17 protein-coding genes are annotated in these 18,367 nt (G+C 43.9%); 10 read left to right on the top strand and 7 right to left on the bottom strand.

The window, feature by feature from the left end; genetic code table 11:
* Positions 1–31 precede the first annotated feature (31 nt).
* The 5 genes from ACOJUN_RS06045 to ACOJUN_RS06065 all read left to right on the top strand — a co-directional run bounded on the left by ACOJUN_RS06045 (position 32) and on the right by ACOJUN_RS06065 (position 4,500).
* Positions 32–157 (top strand): hypothetical protein, encoded by a 126-nt coding sequence (locus ACOJUN_RS06045; protein ID WP_422135762.1) that lies wholly within the window; start codon positions 32–34, stop codon positions 155–157.
* Complete coding sequence (locus ACOJUN_RS06050; protein ID WP_422135763.1) at positions 147–1,235, top strand: HigA family addiction module antitoxin; 1,089 nt, start codon at positions 147–149, stop codon at positions 1,233–1,235. The genes ACOJUN_RS06045 and ACOJUN_RS06050 overlap by 11 nt, the downstream gene beginning before the upstream one ends.
* A gap of 628 nt (positions 1,236–1,863) precedes the next feature.
* Complete coding sequence (locus ACOJUN_RS06055; RefSeq protein WP_422135764.1) at positions 1,864–2,628, top strand: lipopolysaccharide kinase InaA family protein; 765 nt, start codon at positions 1,864–1,866, stop codon at positions 2,626–2,628.
* A gap of 1 nt (position 2,629) precedes the next feature.
* The gene (locus ACOJUN_RS06060; RefSeq protein WP_422135765.1) at positions 2,630–3,577 is read left to right on the top strand and encodes a lipopolysaccharide kinase InaA family protein; all 948 of its coding nucleotides are present in this window, start codon (positions 2,630–2,632) and stop codon (positions 3,575–3,577) included.
* Positions 3,574–4,500 carry a glycosyltransferase family 2 protein gene (locus ACOJUN_RS06065; protein WP_422135766.1) on the top strand — a complete coding sequence of 309 codons (927 nt, stop codon included), beginning with the start codon at positions 3,574–3,576 and terminating at the stop codon, positions 4,498–4,500. Before ACOJUN_RS06060 ends, ACOJUN_RS06065 begins: the two co-directional genes overlap by 4 nt.
* Here ACOJUN_RS06065 and ACOJUN_RS06070 read toward each other — a convergent pair.
* A complete protein-coding gene (locus ACOJUN_RS06070) occupies positions 4,497–5,879 on the bottom strand; it encodes a PIG-L family deacetylase (RefSeq protein ID WP_422135767.1) in 1,383 nt (460 codons plus the stop codon). The two genes, ACOJUN_RS06065 and ACOJUN_RS06070, sit on opposite strands and share 4 nt — an antisense overlap.
* A gap of 34 nt (positions 5,880–5,913) precedes the next feature.
* A complete protein-coding gene (locus tag ACOJUN_RS06075) occupies positions 5,914–7,050 on the bottom strand; it encodes a glycosyltransferase (RefSeq protein ID WP_422135768.1) in 1,137 nt (378 codons plus the stop codon).
* A gap of 113 nt (positions 7,051–7,163) precedes the next feature.
* Between ACOJUN_RS06075 and ACOJUN_RS06080 the strand changes: the two genes are divergently transcribed.
* From ACOJUN_RS06080 to ACOJUN_RS06095, 4 genes are all read left to right on the top strand, one after another.
* Positions 7,164–8,549, top strand: a complete 1,386-nt coding sequence (locus tag ACOJUN_RS06080; protein WP_422135769.1) for an O-antigen ligase family protein — start codon at positions 7,164–7,166, stop codon at positions 8,547–8,549.
* A 101-nt stretch (positions 8,550–8,650) separates the two neighbouring features.
* Entirely contained in the window at positions 8,651–9,655 is a 1,005-nt protein-coding gene (locus tag ACOJUN_RS06085) for a glycosyltransferase family 2 protein (protein WP_422135770.1), read from the top strand.
* 490 nt (positions 9,656–10,145) lie between these two features.
* Complete coding sequence (locus ACOJUN_RS06090; RefSeq protein WP_422135771.1) at positions 10,146–10,385, top strand: acyl carrier protein; 240 nt, start codon at positions 10,146–10,148, stop codon at positions 10,383–10,385.
* Between the two features lie 25 nt (positions 10,386–10,410).
* Positions 10,411–10,686, top strand: coding sequence for a BrnA antitoxin family protein (locus ACOJUN_RS06095; protein ID WP_422135772.1), 276 nt, complete (start codon positions 10,411–10,413; stop codon positions 10,684–10,686).
* A 60-nt stretch (positions 10,687–10,746) separates the two neighbouring features.
* On the opposite strand, the gene ACOJUN_RS06100 is transcribed toward ACOJUN_RS06095, so the two are convergent.
* The 5 genes from ACOJUN_RS06100 to ACOJUN_RS06120 all read right to left on the bottom strand — a co-directional run bounded on the left by ACOJUN_RS06100 (position 10,747) and on the right by ACOJUN_RS06120 (position 16,555).
* Entirely contained in the window at positions 10,747–11,601 is an 855-nt protein-coding gene (locus ACOJUN_RS06100; RefSeq protein WP_422135773.1) for a hypothetical protein, read from the bottom strand.
* A gap of 72 nt (positions 11,602–11,673) precedes the next feature.
* The gene (locus tag ACOJUN_RS06105) at positions 11,674–11,919 is read right to left on the bottom strand and encodes a type II toxin-antitoxin system Phd/YefM family antitoxin (protein WP_422135774.1); all 246 of its coding nucleotides are present in this window, start codon (positions 11,917–11,919) and stop codon (positions 11,674–11,676) included.
* A 50-nt stretch (positions 11,920–11,969) separates the two neighbouring features.
* Positions 11,970–13,196: a pyridoxal-dependent decarboxylase, exosortase A system-associated gene (locus ACOJUN_RS06110; protein ID WP_422135775.1), complete on the bottom strand. Its 1,227-nt coding sequence runs from the start codon at positions 13,194–13,196 to the stop codon at positions 11,970–11,972.
* Entirely contained in the window at positions 13,193–14,779 is a 1,587-nt protein-coding gene (locus ACOJUN_RS06115; RefSeq protein ID WP_422135776.1) for an acyl-CoA ligase (AMP-forming), exosortase A system-associated, read from the bottom strand. Before ACOJUN_RS06115 ends, ACOJUN_RS06110 begins: the two co-directional genes overlap by 4 nt.
* A gap of 96 nt (positions 14,780–14,875) precedes the next feature.
* Entirely contained in the window at positions 14,876–16,555 is a 1,680-nt protein-coding gene (locus ACOJUN_RS06120; RefSeq protein WP_422135777.1) for an endonuclease/exonuclease/phosphatase family protein, read from the bottom strand.
* A gap of 312 nt (positions 16,556–16,867) precedes the next feature.
* On the opposite strand from ACOJUN_RS06120, the gene ACOJUN_RS06125 reads away from it, so the two are divergent.
* Positions 16,868–17,599 (top strand): lipopolysaccharide kinase InaA family protein, encoded by a 732-nt coding sequence (locus ACOJUN_RS06125; protein WP_422135778.1) that lies wholly within the window; start codon positions 16,868–16,870, stop codon positions 17,597–17,599.
* Positions 17,600–18,367: the final 768 nt, after the last annotated feature.

The raw sequence follows: 18,367 nt of genomic DNA on the forward strand, positions 1-18,367 counted from the left end.
CGCTTATGGGCAGGTGATCTAATGGGGTGTCATGACGTGCGGTGCTCTGGTGAATGCTATTAATCTGACGGGGTTTTATAGACTGATATTCACCGTCGAGGGTGACACGCTGAATATCGCAATGATTGAAGAAGTGAGCAAGCACTATGATGACTGAACAGACTTACGTGTCCGATTTGGCCATTCCCCCGGGTGAGTATTTGGAGGAAGTGCTTGAAGAGATGGATATTACCCAAGCAGAGCTAGCTCGTAGAATGGGTCGACCTCCTCAAGCCATCAATGAGATTCTCAAAGGAGAAAAGGCTATCACACCAGAAACCGCTCTTCAGCTTGAGCAAGTTGTCGGTGTGCCTGCGTATTTCTGGAGCAATCTTGAGTCCGAATATCGCTTGGTAATGGCAAAGGATGCTGATGAAAAGAAGGCAAAAGACGAGCTACAATTAGCTTCTGCCTACCCATATACAGAGATAGCAAAATTAGGCCTTGTTGAAAAAACAAGAAAACCTTTGGAGAAAGTCAAAGAACTCCGAAAATTTTTTGGTGTTTCCTCGCTCTTCCATATTACTTCTGTGAAGGAATACGCTCCTGCATTCAGGCAGAATAAGAAAGAAAGTACTTCTCATGAAGCTCTGGCAGCTTGGCTTAGAGCTGGCCATATTCTTGCGTCCAGAACAGAAGTCAGGCAATTTGATAAAGTAAAACTTCAACAATCTCTCCCGGTTTTGAGAGAGCTTACTTTTGAAACAGAGCCAAAGACTCTGTTAGAAAAGCTGAGTAATTTACTTGCCGATTGTGGCATAGCGTTAGTTGTCATCCCGCATTTCTCAAAAACTTATACTACAGGTGCAACTTACTGGATAGGCAAAAGCAAGGCTGTAATAATGATGTCTATGAGAGGTAGTTGGTCTGATATATTTTGGTTTAGTTTAATGCATGAAATTGGACACATTTTGCTACATGATAAAAGAATCACATTCTTGGAAAATGATTCTAAAGATCAACAATATATCAGACAAGAGTCTGAAGCAGATAAATTTGCACAGACAACATTAATTCCTGAAAGTGAATACTCTGCTTTCTTGAAAGAAGGGGTTTTCACTAAAGCTGCTATCAGCCAATTCTCTCAAGCAATAGGCATTTTTCCCGGTATTATCTCTGGACGCCTTCAATACAACAAAAAGCTACCTCACACTTCTAATTTCCACAGAGTTCGCTTCAAGTGGCAAAACCCCTAACATATATGAGCCGTAACTCTCTCTGTCAAAGGCAAATAACTGCCCCTTGGCAAAACAGGAGCCAAAGTCATCCAGTTGAACACTGACGGAATCCTGTAATAACACATCGGTTGGCAATGCTGTCGCTTCGCTCGAGAGCACTTTTACCGTGATTGGTGCGAAACTACCCGTGATATTATCAGCTCCATGTGCCGTAATGAGGTTGGTGATAAAGGCTACTACCTGAAACGATATACCAGAGGTGTGAAACAGCATGCCTTTGAGAGAAGCTCTGGAACAATACCTGAACCGGTGAAAAACAGCAGAAATGAAAACGACAAAACTGTACAAACGAATGCGCCGAAAAGAAATGGGGCATAGATGCTGACAAAATCCAATTGGTCATACAACTCATTCCCACGCTCTGCGTGGGAATGCATACCTCCCCTGAAAAGCGTACTCTGCAGCGCGAGATAGGTATGGGTTCGCTGGAGCATGGGAACCAGAGTTTTGCGACAGCCTCTTTAGGCGGGGAGGATGTCAACACTACGATTCCTGATGAGAAAAACCGTTTGGAATCCCCATCTGCACTGAAATATCCAAGCTTTGAACTTGTGAAGATTCCGCCCAGTTATGGGCCATGTAGAATATGCGCATTCCTTTTTTGATGTCGTCCAGTTGGACATTGTCGGAATCCTACAATGACACGCCGGTTGGTAATGCTTTCTCTACGCTCGAGAGCACGTTTGCCATGACCGGCGTTGAAATTACCCGGGATATCATCAGCTCCATGTGCCGCACCGAAATTGATGGTAAAGGCTACTATCTCAAACGATATACCGGGGGCGGAAAAAATCTTCGCCGTTACATTGGCAGAAGTCGTATCCGGGGTGAGTGGGAAAGTATGCTGTTTTTCCATGAACACGGTATTCCTGCAGCTAAAGTGGTCGCTTATGGGCAGGAGATCCAATGGGGTGTCATGACGCGCGGTGCTCTGGTGACTGAAGAGGCTCCCAATACACTGGATCTTCGCCAGATGGTCAGAGACAGTATTCCCTGGCTAAAAGATCGGATCTGGATAGCCAAAGTTATTGAACAATTAGCGCCAGCCGTCAGGACCATGCATAGCCAGAGCTTCATCCATACTGATCTCAAATGGCGAAATATTCTGGTTTCCCAGAATGAAGAGCCTGAAATCTGTTTCATTGACTGTCCTGCTGGCCAGAAGGTTCTTCCCTTTTTCCTGGAGCGAGGCATTATCAAAGACCTGGCCTGTTTGGATAAGATGGGCAAGCAGCATCTTACACGCACTCAACGGCTAAGATTTTATCGGCTCTATTGTGGAGGCCGACTGAGGGCAAGTGACAAGGTTCGAATCCGCAAAATCCTCAACTTCTTTGAAGGAAGGGAGTGATATGCCTGATCCATTCCTTCAGAAATGGCAGTCACTGAGCTCTGATTCCGAAAAGTCCGAGTTTATCCGCCACGCCATGGTGGCTAATGAACGCCCTGAACATTTTGCCGAACTACCACCCAAGTTTGATCGCCTTCTTGAGACGCATAAAGCCCCACTCGAACTGTTGAAGGAAATACAACGTATTCGCAAGCAGAAAGAATTAAAGCTGGAAGAATGTCTAAAGCCCAGGAGAGGATTTAGTTATCAGAAGTCCTGGTTTCAGTTGGCTATTACCGATCAGAGAGATGAATGCCCGGAGCTTTCAAACCTTCTTGCTGACCCCGACCCCTTTATCCGACAAGGCCATATCATTAAGACAGGAAAAGCCACGACCGTTGCTGTTGTGACATTCGGGAAAAAACAGTATTTCATCAAAAGGTACAATTCAAAAGGGTTTCTCTATAGCCTGACTCGCAGCCTTATTCCATCAAGAGCAGCTGTAACCTGGCATGCTGCTCAGTTACTGGAGAGCATTGGCATCCCGACGGCACGGCCCGTCGCTATCCTGGAAAAGCGCTGGGGGCCTTTTAAACAGACCAGCTATGTTATTCATGAATATGTCGAAAGTATTCATGCTATGAAATATTTTGCTGAAGGCGCTGAGCCTCAGCCTGAATGGCCTGCGGTTGCTCAGGAAATAGATGACATCCTTTATACCTTGAAACGATCTCTGATTATTCATGGTGACCTGAAAGGACAGAATTTCATTATTCAGAATCACCAGCCTTTATTGATAGATCTGGACTCTTTAACCAGCTATCCTTGCTCGTCTACCTATTTCAGGCAATACCCCAAAGATCTGGCACGCTTCGCCCGAAACTGGAAAGATGAACCTCAAGCCCGTACTTTCTTTACACCTGTCATCAACCAACTCAGCAAGGATATTGTCGATCCTTCCTCATTATGACTGCCCCATTATTCAGTATTGTCATACCCTGCTATAACTACGCCCATACTCTGAAGCGCTCTGTAAAATCTGTCATAGAGCAAAACTGCAAGGACTATGAGCTACTGATCATTAATGATGGTTCCAAAGACAATACGGAAGAGGTCATTAGCGAGTTGACCGTACAATACCCGAACACTTTTCGGGCCATTACTCAACCTAATAAAGGTTTGGCTGCCACAAGAAACTGCGGCGTTTTAGAGACCTCTGGCCAATATTTAATGTTTCTTGATGCCGATGATGAGCTGGCCGAAAACGCTCTTGAAAGTCTGAGTCAAGCCATTGATTCACGCCCTGATGCAAGAATGGTAATTGGTGCTCATATTGCTGTAGAACCGGACGGGAGAGAACGCTTTCGACCCAGACCAAAGGCTCCAGAAGATAATGCAGCCCTCTTCAAAATGTATCTTTTGAAAGATGAACTCCCTATCGCCAATGGTGCAACGGCCATGCACAGGGAGATCTTTGACGGGTACCAGTACCCTGCTCACTTCAGATGTGTTGAAGACATACCCATGTTTGCCTATGTGCTGGCTAACTATCCATGCATCACACTTAACAAGCCTGTTGCTAAAATACACAAACACGACGACAGCATGAGAAACGACGTGACGCTGGACCTTTCTGTTGGCCTGGATCTTATTGATGAGGTGTTCAGCACGGAAAGAATACCTTGGCGCTTTATGTCACTGAAACCAATGTACGAAACCAGACGACTGCTCTCTATTTTCAGATCACTCTACATTGCTGGTGACTACCGACAAGCCCTTAAGTATTACTGGCAAGCAATCAGTCGATCACCTTTTACTTTTTTTGAACCGAGTTACTTCAGAAAAGCATTGAGAGCTCTGCTATTCAGCTGGAAAGGACCAACAAGGCGTTAATAGAAGAACAACTCATTAGTTCTGATTGCCTTTCGGAAAAACTCATCTTCACCATAGTCTGGCTGATAACGCTTGATCAGAGCTTTTTGCAGGCACTTTCTCAACCACTTTTTGAATCGGACAGGCCTTCGCAGGTCATGGTTCATCTCTATGGCCATAATCTTATTTTTTTGCTCTGAGTCATTCAGGGTGTAGGAGAATGCTCCCGACAGTTTCACTGCATCGCCAGTGACAGGGGGCAGGGATACAATGGAACCAGAAGGACCAAACGGGTACATATCTGTATTGGCCAAGTGGTTGGCGTAATACATGAAAAAAACATCTGTCCGCCGACTATTTATAATCGCTTCTTGGATCGCCGCAGTACTATATCGATGATCCTGATGAGCATCTACATTAAGGTGTGGTGTCACCACATAGTCAGGCTTAAAGAGGGCGACCAGCTCTGCAAGGTCATCAACCAGCTGCTGCCAGCTGGCTGTGCCATGGTTATCAGAAGCCAGTTTGATATGATTAAACTCCCGAAAAACCCTGGTATCCGATACCCCTGCATACTCAGATGAAATGGTTTGCTCTGGGCTGTCGTACATTTTCTTTAAATGCTTGCAAAAGTAGCCCAGCTGAATAACACGATCACTCTTCAGTCCTGCCCATTGTGGCACCATGATACTGTCCCAGGCTCTTACCCTGCCCTTCATAATGGCAGCCTGTTTATTATCACTGATGTAGCGATCAAAAGTTTCTGGTTCAGCCTCTCCGGCGGTAATGGTTACAACAAGACTGTCGGTATTTTTATAGAGACCGAAAGCCGCAATTTCGGCATCATCCGCGTGGGGTGAGATAAATAAAACTTTTTTGCCCACCAGATCAGGCTTTTTAAAAGCAATCAGTTCGGCATTTTTTTTGTCAAATCGACAATGCCTGCCACTGAGACTCAGTGTCTCTGCATACTCCAACGCTTCTATAGCAGGGGTTAGATTGATATAACGGAAGCCTTTACAACTGCGCTCAAAGAACTGGGCGTACTTCTGACCATTGGATAGAATCCTCAGAGCAGGATCAAAAAGCTTTCCGGAAAATTTCGCACTGATCTTAACTCTGAGAAAAACAGTGTGCCCCCCCGTTCTTAATGATTCAGGTAACATCAAAACAGAGTCATTAAACACGGCTTGCTGGCTATCTTTGCTATCGACTTCCCACTGATAATCACAGCGTCGTCGATAGTAAATATGATCTGCAAAAAATAGCCCGTGTAAAATATAGGCCATAAAGAAAAGCATTATCCAAAGCCAGCTGGTGTATAGGTACATGCCTGCACCAATTACAGCCAGCACCGCAAAAATGCCTGATAGTTCCAAAGCTCTGAATAACGATTTCATATTTCAATTTAATCAGTTTTTTATTACGTATGGCTCAACTTTTTCGGGTTAGCATCTTATCCAACAGATCGTGATAGGACTCACGAAAATCATTAATATTGTGTCTTGTACAAAGTGCCTCGTAGAGATGACGACCTTCTTCTGCCATAGCAGCAGGTGGCAGTGAAAGATAATATTCCATGGCCTTAGCCAAACTCTCTGGATCACCCGCTTTAGTAACCTGCCCTAAACCTTCTATGTAAGGTTTTATGGTATCTATATCTGAACCTATGATGGGTAAAGCACCCGACATGCCCTCCAATAACGCGAGGGGCAGACCTTCTGTGAAGGAAGGCAGAGTGAAGACATCAAATGCCTTAACATATTTGATGGCTTCTTCTCTCTTTCCAAGCAGGAAAACACTGTTTTGCAAACCAAGGTTATTGATCTGCTGCCTGAGGTTTTGTTCTTCCTCACCCCAACCAATGATGGCCACTGCAGCAGCCGGATATTTCCGGTAAATGTTAGCCAGAGCATCAATCATTACAGCATGACCTTTAATCTCGACCAATCGACCTATAGTGCCAAAAATAAAACGATCCTCAGGCAGCCCCAGTTCCAGCCTCGCCTGCTCACGGCTTAGCTGTATCGAAACGGCCTGTTCAATATCAATAGCATTACTGATCACTGCCGTATTGCTCTCATTCAAGCGGTTTATAGTGTTCATAAGATAGCTCTGAACCGGCTTTGATACCCCTACAAAGCACCAGCGTTCATCAGCCAATCTGTTTACCAGTTTTTGCCGATAAGAGCGGTCATAATCACCAAAACCATGGGCGATACTGATAAAAGCTTTTGTATTCAGCTTCCTGGCAAGGTTGAGCATGATGTGAGTCGGTTTGAAGCGATGGCATATGATGCCGTCAAAATGATGTTCTCGACAAAAGCGTAACAGTCTTCGTACAGCAAACCAGCGTCGAATCCCTTTGAGCTGCTTACTACTAAAATCAAAATAGACCGATTTTCCGGCAGCGCTAACAGGTTGACCCGCTTCTGGCTTTCCTTTCAGAAAGGCTGTTGTAATTTCGTACTGGTCAGATGGCAGCGCCTTGATGATTTGCTCTGCCAAGTCAGAAGACATGACATTAAAGCTGTTCTGAAGCTGTAAAATCTGCTTCTTGCGTTCAGTCATTGCTCTACCAAATAAAGAAAAAGCGAAGGATATGCTTATATTCGCTGTATTGCTAGTCAAATCTTCAGCCTGGAAAATACTTAGCCAGTGGTGGTCTAAAGAGCCAGCATATAGTGTTAAAATTTTATATTTTTTTATTTATGAATATATCGCTACAAGATAAAACCAACCACATTATTTTAAAATGGATTATTCCATTTGGTATGATTGTTTTCCTAACAGGGCAGATCATACTTCCAAACAACAGTTCACATATCTCTCAAACTTATACTTGGCTTATTCTTCCTGCATTTATACTGCTCTTCACTTCGGGCAAGGAAGTATTCAAAGAACATAGGGTCAATACCTTAGCAATATTGACCCTATGTTTTATCGTTCTGTACACTCTATCCTTTTTATGGTCCGACACAGATGAAGATGCAGGTAGGTTTATCAAAGATGGTATATACATTGTATTATTTATATTCAGCATATATATGCTAATTCGTTCAGATTATTGGGACTTCAGCCGAATACTCGAAACATCAGCACTAATAATCTCTATTGGTGCAGCTATTTCATTATTGAATCACTTCTTTATTCTGGATGCACCCATCGGAGTTCGAGAATATAGAATCAGTAACATGGGTGACTGGGGCTTTGGAAATCTTGACAACCCAATCCCTGCCGCCATCTATTACGGATCATTTTCAGCTATTTTATTTGTGCTTTTTTCGGATAGAAAATCATCAAAAGCCAGATCTTTCTTAAAGTTAATTTCTTTATTAGTACTTAATACCTATGTCATGTTTACCTGGTCCAGAGGCCCCATAATCTCATTATTCTTATCTTATTTTCTTTCATGGATTCTTATAAAGAATAAAAAATCAACCATTGCGCTACTAGCTATAACAATTTCAAGTTCTTTGATTTACTTTTCTGACCAAATATCGACAGGCATTTCAGACACATTAAACAATAGACAGTCAACTTATACCACTAACGAAATAGAACTTGTCTCATCTGGAATAATTGCAACTGGTTCAAAGTTTAAATTCATGGAGTCATTAGAAGAATCAGAGGATTTTCTCAATAAAACATTTAGTGAAAGGGGAAGCATTTGGCTTACAACCTACAAAAGGTCTCTTGAAAGGTTTTGGTTTGGTCACGGTGCCGGAGCAAAATTTCAAATACCATACAATCAAAATAGAACTATAGCCTTTCACGCTCATAATATATATCTTCAAGTATTCTATGAGCTAGGTTTTATTGGCTTATTTTTGTTTGCATTTTTATTATGTTTACTGATTAAAAACCTATATACCACTAGAGAAAACATCAATACTAAAATTGCAATTGCTTTGCTGTGCATAGGACTTTTTTCTTACATAACCGATGTAAGCAAAATTTTCACAAAACCACATATATACTGGATTAATTTCTGGCTACCTCTAGGAATAGGAATAGCTATTAAAATGAAAATTAGTGCCTCGCCCTTAACTTTTTCAAGAAATCAGTAAGAATTTATATAAATTGATTAAAAATAAGTAACAAAGAATCTGGGGTTAACACATTCTCTATCTAATAAAGGATTTTTCCCCAATGCGGATAAAGTTTATCAATGAACACACAAGAAAATCTTATTAGTGTAATTATACCCGCTTTCAATTCTGAGCTTTACATTGAAGATTGCTTAATTTCAATAATAAACCAAACCTATAATAACATTGAGATAATAGTTATCAATGATGGCTCCACTGATAAAACAAAAGATATTATTTTAAAAATACAAGACCGGGAAAAGAGAATAAAGTATTTAGAGCAAGAGAATTTTGGAGTATCGCAAGCTAGAAACAGAGGCTTATCAGTTGCTTCGGGATCTTATATTGCTCTTATAGATTCTGATGATATATGCTATCCGTTCAGACTAGAAGATCAAATCAACTACATGAAATCAAATAATATTGATGTTTGTGGTTCATGGATAAAAGAGTTCAATACTAAGAAAAACAAAATAAAGTCTTATCCAGAGAAAGATAACAGCCTAAAGTTCAATTACTTTTTTTTCGGAAAAACTATACCTTGCTCTACAGTAATGATGAGCGCGGAGTCAATAAAAAATTTACAATTCGATAGTTCTATAGACTTTGCTGAAGACTACGATTTCCTAATGAGAACTATAACAGAAAGTAGATGTCAGTTAGGAATCATTAAAAAACCATTAGTGAAATACAGAATACATTCAAACCAATTTTCTAAAAAGCTAGTAGAAAAAAACAAATCCGCCCTGACTAGCTCCATAAAAAGAAACTCAGAAAATTTCGGCTATTCATTTAAAGAAAAAGAAATTTTTTTTCATTACGAAGTAATAAAAAACAAACATAAAATCAGCAGAGATGAGTTCAAAGAATACAAACATACTTTAGAAAGACTGTATAATCTTGTCAGTATTTTTTGCAACTGCAGGAGTAACTTCTCATATTTTTTATATCGACTAATAAAGAACAATCCAGAGATAAAAAATGACATAAAATGCTGGGCTTATAAAAAAGGATTCAAAACACCAAATACAATCACCGTCATAGCTTACAATCTTTTCTTAAAAATCACCAATCAAAGATATTAGAAAAATGCGCTTAGACAATTCCTGGCTAATTTGCTAGCCATCAGTTGGTTTGGCAATTAGAGAAAAATACAAATCGTACCCCTCAAATAATGAGTTGTATGATGATTTGGACGGAGCCTCTTTACGGAGCAATCGCCTTATGAGCCCAGCTCATCCTATTCTGCTACCAAAACCAGTACTTCGTTCAAACAGCAGAGAAACACCATAGCCTGAAAATTGCCTCTCTGGAAGTGATTGCATGAAGAAATGGCTAGATTAATGAGTCAGATTTTCAAGAGCTGGCGGCAGGCCTTTTGATAAAGTGGTTATGAACGTTATTTACTGTCCTCAATAAACTGAGCCAAACTCAAAAAGCCAACCAGAATGCAGCAGACTTGCCAACATATCCGGCTTGATGCCAACCCCGAAACTCTATAGAGTTGCCCCTCTGATTTATTTCTACAGACTGTTCAAGGGCCGGGCTCCAGATCGGCAGTACCAGGAAATATAAATGGCACACATTGACGAACTCAAAACGATACTGGCGGAAGTGCTGGAAGTCGACACCCAGGCCTTTGACAAAGAGACCCAGCTTTTGGGCGCTCTTCCTGAGTTTGACTCCATGGCTGTAGTGGGTGTGATCACTGCTATGGAAGAGTCTTTTGGCATCAACGTAGCAGATGATGATATTGATGCGACCATCTTCGAAACGGTTGGTAGTTTGTTGGGCTATATTGATCAGGCTTCCTGAGTCATTTTTTGTACCGAAACAGGCTATGAGCGATACACGAAAACGACCTGATTTCAAAACCGAGGAAGAAGAGCGAGCATTCTGGGAACACCACGACTCAAGTGGTTATGTGGACTGGTGCAAGGCTGAAGCTGTTACCTTGCCGAACCTGAAGCCTTCAACCAAGGCCATAACCTTACAACTGCCGGAAAGCTTGCTGGACGGCATCAAACAAGAGGCCAACAAAAGAGATATGCCTTATCAATCACTGATTAAATACTGGCTGGCCAATGAGATCAGGCGAAGCCAGGGCACGATCTAAGCTTACAAAACCACCAACTCAAACAATTCCTACAGCCCTATAGCAACAAAATGCAGCACTTCAGTTTGTTGCCAACACCACCAATTCTGAGTAACTGGCATTCACCCTGTCTGCCGGAATGCTGCCTCTATATTGCTTCGGTTGAGAAAAGCGTTTCAAACGAGACAGCAACAATCGTTTACCAGCCAGCCACCGCTCATCAACCTGTAATGCCTTAACACTCAATGCTTTACAGAGAGGCCATCGCACCTGGCTGATGGTTTCTCTGAACAGTTCGACATCGCCTAGCCGGTGTATGTGACCTCGATTTAAACGACGAGTAATCAATAAATAACAAACACGATCCTCTTTCCTGATCACGCACTGCCTAACATCCAATGGAAGATGAGCATCAAAACATCGACACTCCTGCTCATTCAATAGTTTTCTCACCTTCTCTGGATCAGTGACCAACTCTGGAGAATGCGAAAAAGATGGCCATGGATAAATGACTCTGGCGTGGGTATCAAGATCCTTAAACCCAAGCCTTTTATAAACGGTATAGGCCTCAGGTGAAGAGGTCAGGCTGGTGAGCACCACGGACTTTTTACGCAAAAAAGGCATCAATAGCATCAAGGAGGAACTGCGATATGCTTCATCAACAATCCATGCTGTCAGGTTACAGGTCACTTGCCTCTGCCCGCCAACAATTTCCTCAGAATAGAACCCGCCAAGAAAACCCACTATTTTTTCACCCGTATCCAGAACGTAACCCGGTGACCAATTCTCCTGTCCCCAAAGATTAGTAAACAGCCTTTTCCATATGGCTTCTGTAAATCGTGTGCTGTTTAGCTGCCTCAACAAGGGATAAACCCGGACAAAATCCTCAGCCACCGCCTCACGTACTTTAGCTTCTGGTTTATCTGTTGCAGACATCAGATGAGTAATTCCCTGACATTAAGAAAGTCTTGATCGGTCATCAGAAAAACCAGTCCCCTGAACGCCTTGTTATACATAATCTGACATAGCATCCCAGCTTTCCCCAATTGGGGAAATAACATCATCCATCTGACACCGGGAAGCCATGTTGTCTAGTCTGTTCCTGGCCTCACTCTGCCCATCTGGCTCAGGGATAATACGGGCGATAATTTTGCCATGCTTGTACAGGGCAAGGTTATCTCCGCTAATGACCCGGGAAAGCCAAACCTGCAAGTTTTCTCGAAAGTCGGATACCTCCACCTGAACAGTTTTCATACTTGCTCACCTGTTTTATTCACAAACCTGTCGCTATTGACTGACCCATCTCAAATCAGAATCTCTTTCACTTCAGGATGACTCAAGAACTTCTGCGGACTGGCAGTGGCTCCATAGGCGCCCGACTGAAGTACAACAACCAGATCACCCACTTCGGCTACAGGCAACTCCAGCTTGGCCCCAACAATATCCAGAGGCGTGCACAAAGGTCCAACGATCTCAACGATTTCTTTCTCTTCAGATGCGATCCGATCAGCAATCAGCACGGGGTAGTTTTTACGGATAACCTGACCAAAATTGCCAGAGTTCGACAGGTGATGATGCAGTCCGCCATCGGTCATCAGGTAGGTTTGCCCCCTGGATTTTTTTTTATCCGTAATCTGGCAGAAGTAGTAACCCGCTTCACCAACCAGATATCGGCCTAACTCCATGACTATCTCGGCATTTTGTAATCGGCCTGAGCGAGCCCCCATCAGCTTTTTCAGATGTTCAGCAACAGGGACAACATCCAGCGCCTGCTCACCCGGAAAATAGGGAATCCCCAGTCCGCCACCTATGTTGACATGCCGAACCGGAACAGGAGCCAACTCACAAAGTCGTGCAGCCAACTCAAATGTTTTCCCATGAGCATCAATCAACGCATCCGGATTCAGATTCTGTGACCCGGAATAAATATGAAAACCATAAAAGTCTACTTTTTCGGTATCCAACCCGGATAACACGTCAGGCATTAATTCTGCATCTATACCAAACTGCTTCGGGCCTCCGGCCATTTTCATGCCAGAAGACTTGAGTTCAAAATCAGGATTGACGCGAAAAGCGATCTTGGGCTTTATCTGCAACTCAGAGGAAAGCTGATAAAGCCTCTCCAGTTCCAAACTGGATTCGACATTAATCACGATATTGGCGGCCACAGCTGCCCTGAGTTCTTCGACTCTCTTCGCTGGCCCGGCAAAGCTAATGGATTCAGGATCGATACCCGAACTTATAGCGACCATCATTTCCCTCTGGGAAGCCACATCCAGGCCATCCACAAGACCTGCCAGATGATAAACAACAGCGGGCATTGGATTTGCTTTGATCGCATAGTGCAACTTCAGGTCAGAAGGCATCACCGAACGTAGGGACTTTACTCGCTCAGTGAGAGACTTTCTGTCGTATATGTAACAAGGTGTTCCGCCGGCCATGGCCACCAGCTGCTCAGCAGGAAGGCCAGCGACCTGAAGATGATTATCCCTGACTGAAATTCTCTGCAGACGATCATGCTGCTTGCTCATTTACTTTCTCCGGATACAAACAGATTTTCATACTCTGCAGCCAAGGCTTTTCGATCTATTTTGCCGTTAGGATTTCTGGCTAAAGCACTTTGAGTAATTACCCGCAAAGGCACCATATAGGTTGGCATGTGTTTTTGGAAATACTTGATAACTGCTTTCTCTTCAACAGGCTCATCTGTCGCAGATACCACGATAAGTACGATAGCCTGACCCAGCTGGTCATGGGAAACACCAATGGCAGCCGCTTCCAATACCATTTCAGATGCGTACATTAGCTCTTCAAGCTCACTGGGACTTACCCGATAGCCAGACGTCTTGATCATGTCATCTTTGCGGCCGACGAAATACAAATAACCGTCTTCATCCTGAGTAACAGTATCACCCGACCAGACAGCCAGCTCAGGGGTTGGAATTTCCTGAATCGACAAAGGTACGGGTTTGAAACGCTCTTTGGTCCGTTCAGGATCATTCCAATAGCCCAGTGCCACCAGACTTCCCCGATGCACCAGTTCTCCCGGCTCATGGGGTTTACAGGGTAGTCCACGCTCATTGATAACCAGTAATTCAGCATTGGGAATGGCTCTGCCCATGGAGCCTGGACGACGGTCCACGTCTTCGGGTGGCAGATAACTCGATCGAAAGGCTTCTGTCAGGCCATACATTAAATATGGTGAAGCCTGTGGCAATTTATTTCTAAGTGCATCCAGGGTTGACGATGGCATGGCTCCACCAGAATTCGTGAAATACCTCAGACTCACTGTTGCTTCTTCAGGCCAGCTCATTTCAGAAAGTTGTACCCAAAGGGGCGGCACCAGAGCCAGGCCGGTAATGTTCTGCTGAGCCACTTGTTTGATGATATCTCCGGGCAGCAGATACTCCAGCAGATAGCAGCTGGCGCCGGAGGCAAAGGCGGTGGTTAATTGACTGAAACCATAGTCAAAACTAAACGGTAGTACACACAGGAGCCGGTCATGATGGGTATTTTCGAGATATTCAGAGACACTATAAGCCCCGGTCACCATATTGCGATGAGAAAGCACGACCCCCTTCGGCTTACCGGTACTTCCGGAGGTATAGAGAATCGCGGCCACATCCATATCAATAGAGGGCGGTTGAAACCAGGTGTTCTCTTCCTTAAGGAAATCTGACCAGGCAATAACCTGAACACAACTTTCCACTTCAGAGTGCCCATCCACCAAAACAATATGACTCAAATCGTGGCAATCGGTCAGGCTGGCCTCAATCTGCTTGAAGCGAGCCTTATTAGTAATCAGAACACTGGCCTTGCAATCCGTCAGAATATGCAACACCTGAGGTGCTTTTAACACCGGATTGACAGGAACCATGACGCCACCGGCCGCCGTTGTTCCAAAATAACTGAATACTGCTTCAGCGGTTTTTGGCAGATAAACAGCGACTCTTTCGTGCCTCGATAATCCCAGACCCTGCAAGCCTGAAGCCACACTTTTTACATGCAGGGCAACCGAAGCATAATCATACCACTGAGATTTAATCCCCAGAGCCTGAGACAGAGGTGCTTTTTCGGCCTGATCAAACAGTAATTGATGTAACAGCTGGCTCATGCATGAATCCGTAATACCTTTGCAGACCAACTATTGTAACAAACATGGATTTTGGAAAGCACGACTTGTAAAAAACCGCATTTCAGAAATTGAGGTTTACCCAGTGTCCGACCCAGACGTTCCGGAAACAGGATTCATACTTTGCCTGACTATTTTTTCGAGCTGGTTAAGCTCGTTCACAATCAAAGATTCCCTTTTGTACTGATCCCTGAGTTTAGCAATTTTACGCAAGGGATTGACGCCTGCGAACTCTGGATCACGTATATTCTCAGTTATCTGATCACTAGGTTGATGACCATAGGCATGCTTCAGTTTATTAACCAGTTCCCTGACCTCCGGGGCGTTAAAATCCTCCGGCTTCAAACTGGCAATGGCATCAGAAAATCCTTCTGTTTCCCGGTAGATAACCGAAACTGGCAAATGGTCAGATAGCCCGCTTTCCAGGTTATTATTAATATCAAGTCCCATTTGCCGTATTTCTGCATGGGCTGCCCATTTTTCTTCAGAGTCCCCATACACCATCTGGTAGTCATAAATACACTGCATTGCCACCTTGGGATGTTCTTTCCAGCGCCTGCTGCCCCAGGGTTTATGCATTCTGTTTCCGGCTCCAAGATACCATGTGCCATTCGGCTCCAGACGATCTTTCGGCTCGATCGTTTCCTGATCGCTATTGACAAAAAATGACTCGCTGCGGTCAAGCAGCCGAGTATCATTTCCTTTATCATGGGTGTGGTAGTAACTGTTGGAGAACTTTTCCCCCAGTGCCTGCATGGCGTTTTCATACTCCGACTTTTTACTCATTACCCCCTGCTCGTCTGACCGTGCGCTGTTCAGGTCTCCCATCAGGAAGGTGCCATGATGATGTACGTCATTACGCCTGTCGTTATTGCTATCCTCCTCAACCCAGTCTCTTACCTGAAGCAACTCCTCATAGCGAATCGTCTCATAGGTTTTTCCGTCTTTGGCCTGAAGGTGCGTATTATAAACCACGGCCGTTTTATCGTTACCGAGATCCAGCACGATCCGCAGCAATCCTTTATTGGCCAGCTGGTCTTCTGCAGCCAGATCAGAGAATGGCCGGAATGTTGCCTCCTTTACGGGATATTTGCTGGCAATGGCCAGACCACTACTCAATCCGGTTTCACGGGGGGCAACACTGTGAACAATATGATGGTAGTGACCACTGAGATCCTTACAGAGCTGCTTTGTCGCCTGCTGGTCAAACGCCTCCTGAAAGCAGACAACATCAGGAGCAACGTCAGGATTGCGGGTTAATGCTTCGGCAATCTCATGACTGCGCTGCTGTGATGAGCGCAGGTCGTTCAGATTACGGATAAACGAGGGCATCAGGCCAATGTTATAGGTCATCAAATGCAGGCCCCGCTCAGGATCATAAACGGTGGGTGGAACTGCAGACTGAATCAGGGAAATTTCGTTCCTGAACAGATTGCCGATCATGCGCAGGGAGAATCCCATCATTCCTAATGCCAGCGAGGGCACCAGAAATAGTGTAACTGCAGTCGCCCGGGCTACTTTCCTGGCCCACAGTGGTACATTTTGCTTCTGTTTTTCACTCTCGGAAGTCGTGTTGCTTTTGCCCGGCCGTTCATGGGCAAAAAGCTTTGTTGCCGAATCGGCGACCAGCGAAACCGGTCGGGACAGAAACCGGCCAATATAATGGCAACCACGACCAAAGCGGTTGTGAGAATAAACATAGTCATTATCTCTGGGTAGATAATGGGTCTGTGCTTTAGATGGCTGGACTGCAGGCATACAGTTTCCTCTGGTTAGTCTGCTGCTTATATCCGCCATCGACAATTACTCTTGCCACTTAATGGCTTTCGTACCGTTTTTTCCTTGGAACTGCCTGCGCCAGCTGGAAAATGTCACTCCCGGGTATTTTTTAAGTTAGAAACAGTGAGACGACAATTACATGACTGTCAGGACTGGTTCTTGCGAATGGGATGTGTATGGGATCTGATCCAGACCATTAGAAAGTTCGGGAGAAATCACTCCTCAGATCAATGATCTGGTATACTCTCGCTTCAGCAGATTGTCTGAGCCAATAAGCAAAAAAGCCGTTCTATGCAGCCTAACTTTGAACACGATGTTTCCCAACTTGAAAACAATATCCTACCTAAGAATTGGGAGTGGGTCAGCTGTTCCAAACAGGCCAAAATGGCACGCTATAACGGCAGTCCTGCTTGTTACTTCAAAGAGTTTATTCCCAAAAGCAATATGGAGATTCTGAAGTCTAAATTCAGGGGCACTCGCTGTGAAATATGGGTGAAACAGGCCAGGATTGCGGAGGATGCGGGCTTTGAAATTCCGGAAATATTAGCATTTGGGGTGCTCAAAAATAAGAATCACTATTTAATTACTGCAGCGGGCCCGAGCGGCTCTGTCTCTGAATACCTGACGAAAAAACCTGAAAATGATGAACCCATGCGTCAAGAGTGGATCAAAGCTTTTGGCCGCTATATTGGTCAGATGCACAAAGCCGGTATTGTCCATGGAGACCTGCGCGCAGGCAATATTTTGATGGAACCTGGCATGCCTTCACGTTTTGTCATGATCGACATCGAGCGCAACAGCTATCACTCTCTGGTGCCTCTTTCACTGGTGAAAAAGAACCTGGTGCAGTTGATTAAGAGAATATCCTTCAAACATTTTACTGCTAAGGATAGAGCCCTTTTTTTCAGGCACTATAACCTTGCTTATAAGCGATTTGATAAAAACGCTCAGAAAGCACTCGCCTTTGAAGTAATCAGGCTTGTAAAAAAACAAAATCTTTGGGGCGGCAGCAAAAACGTATAGAAGTACATGCCTTCAGCCCTTGGGAAATGGGTTGATCATTCTTACTGCCACTTTGGAGTATGCAAAATAAGTTTCTCTGACGTGCAATGACCTCAGCCAAATCAAAACTGAGAACTTCCCTAGACCGTGTTATTCTGAATCACACGACAATCGTCAACGCTCGTAGCCTGCCTGAAAAAGACCATCTCAAACGAAACCACTACGCATACATACAAGTAAAAGCACCGAAGATCAAATATGAGACCGGCAATTGTGGCATTATTTATACGGTCCTGACCAATAAAAAGCACATCAATACCTATTGAAGCCAAAGATCAAGCATATATAATGCTGCCGTAGCACCCTCGTGCGGTAGCTACGTCTAAATTCCGGAAAAAATCAGGGAGAATTTATGAAAACCCTGAAACCAGTGATCTATAGCTTGTATTTGCTTTCTTATTCATACATCTATGCTCATATACCTGCAACGCCAGGATAAGACCTCTACATGAATGCTCACGACTTGATTTCACAATTCTCTATTATCAAGCCGGGTACATTGACACATCGAGAATAAACTTCACTGAAAGCTTAATGTCGTGATCAGAGAAGGTGGCTGTCGAATTCGGAGAATGTTGGAGCAAAAATTTTGGTCGGCTTTAGACATATTACAGTCAATTTTTTCAACAATACAAAACCTCATAAAGCAGGCCTGATGAGAAAACAAAAGAAAGTCACTATAGGTAGAAGCGATCTGGAAGAAGTCATTGCTACACGAGCACTTTCATG

The sequence above is a fragment of the Endozoicomonas sp. ALD040 genome, from assembly GCF_049275945.1.
Classification (GTDB): domain Bacteria; phylum Pseudomonadota; class Gammaproteobacteria; order Pseudomonadales; family Endozoicomonadaceae; genus Endozoicomonas_A.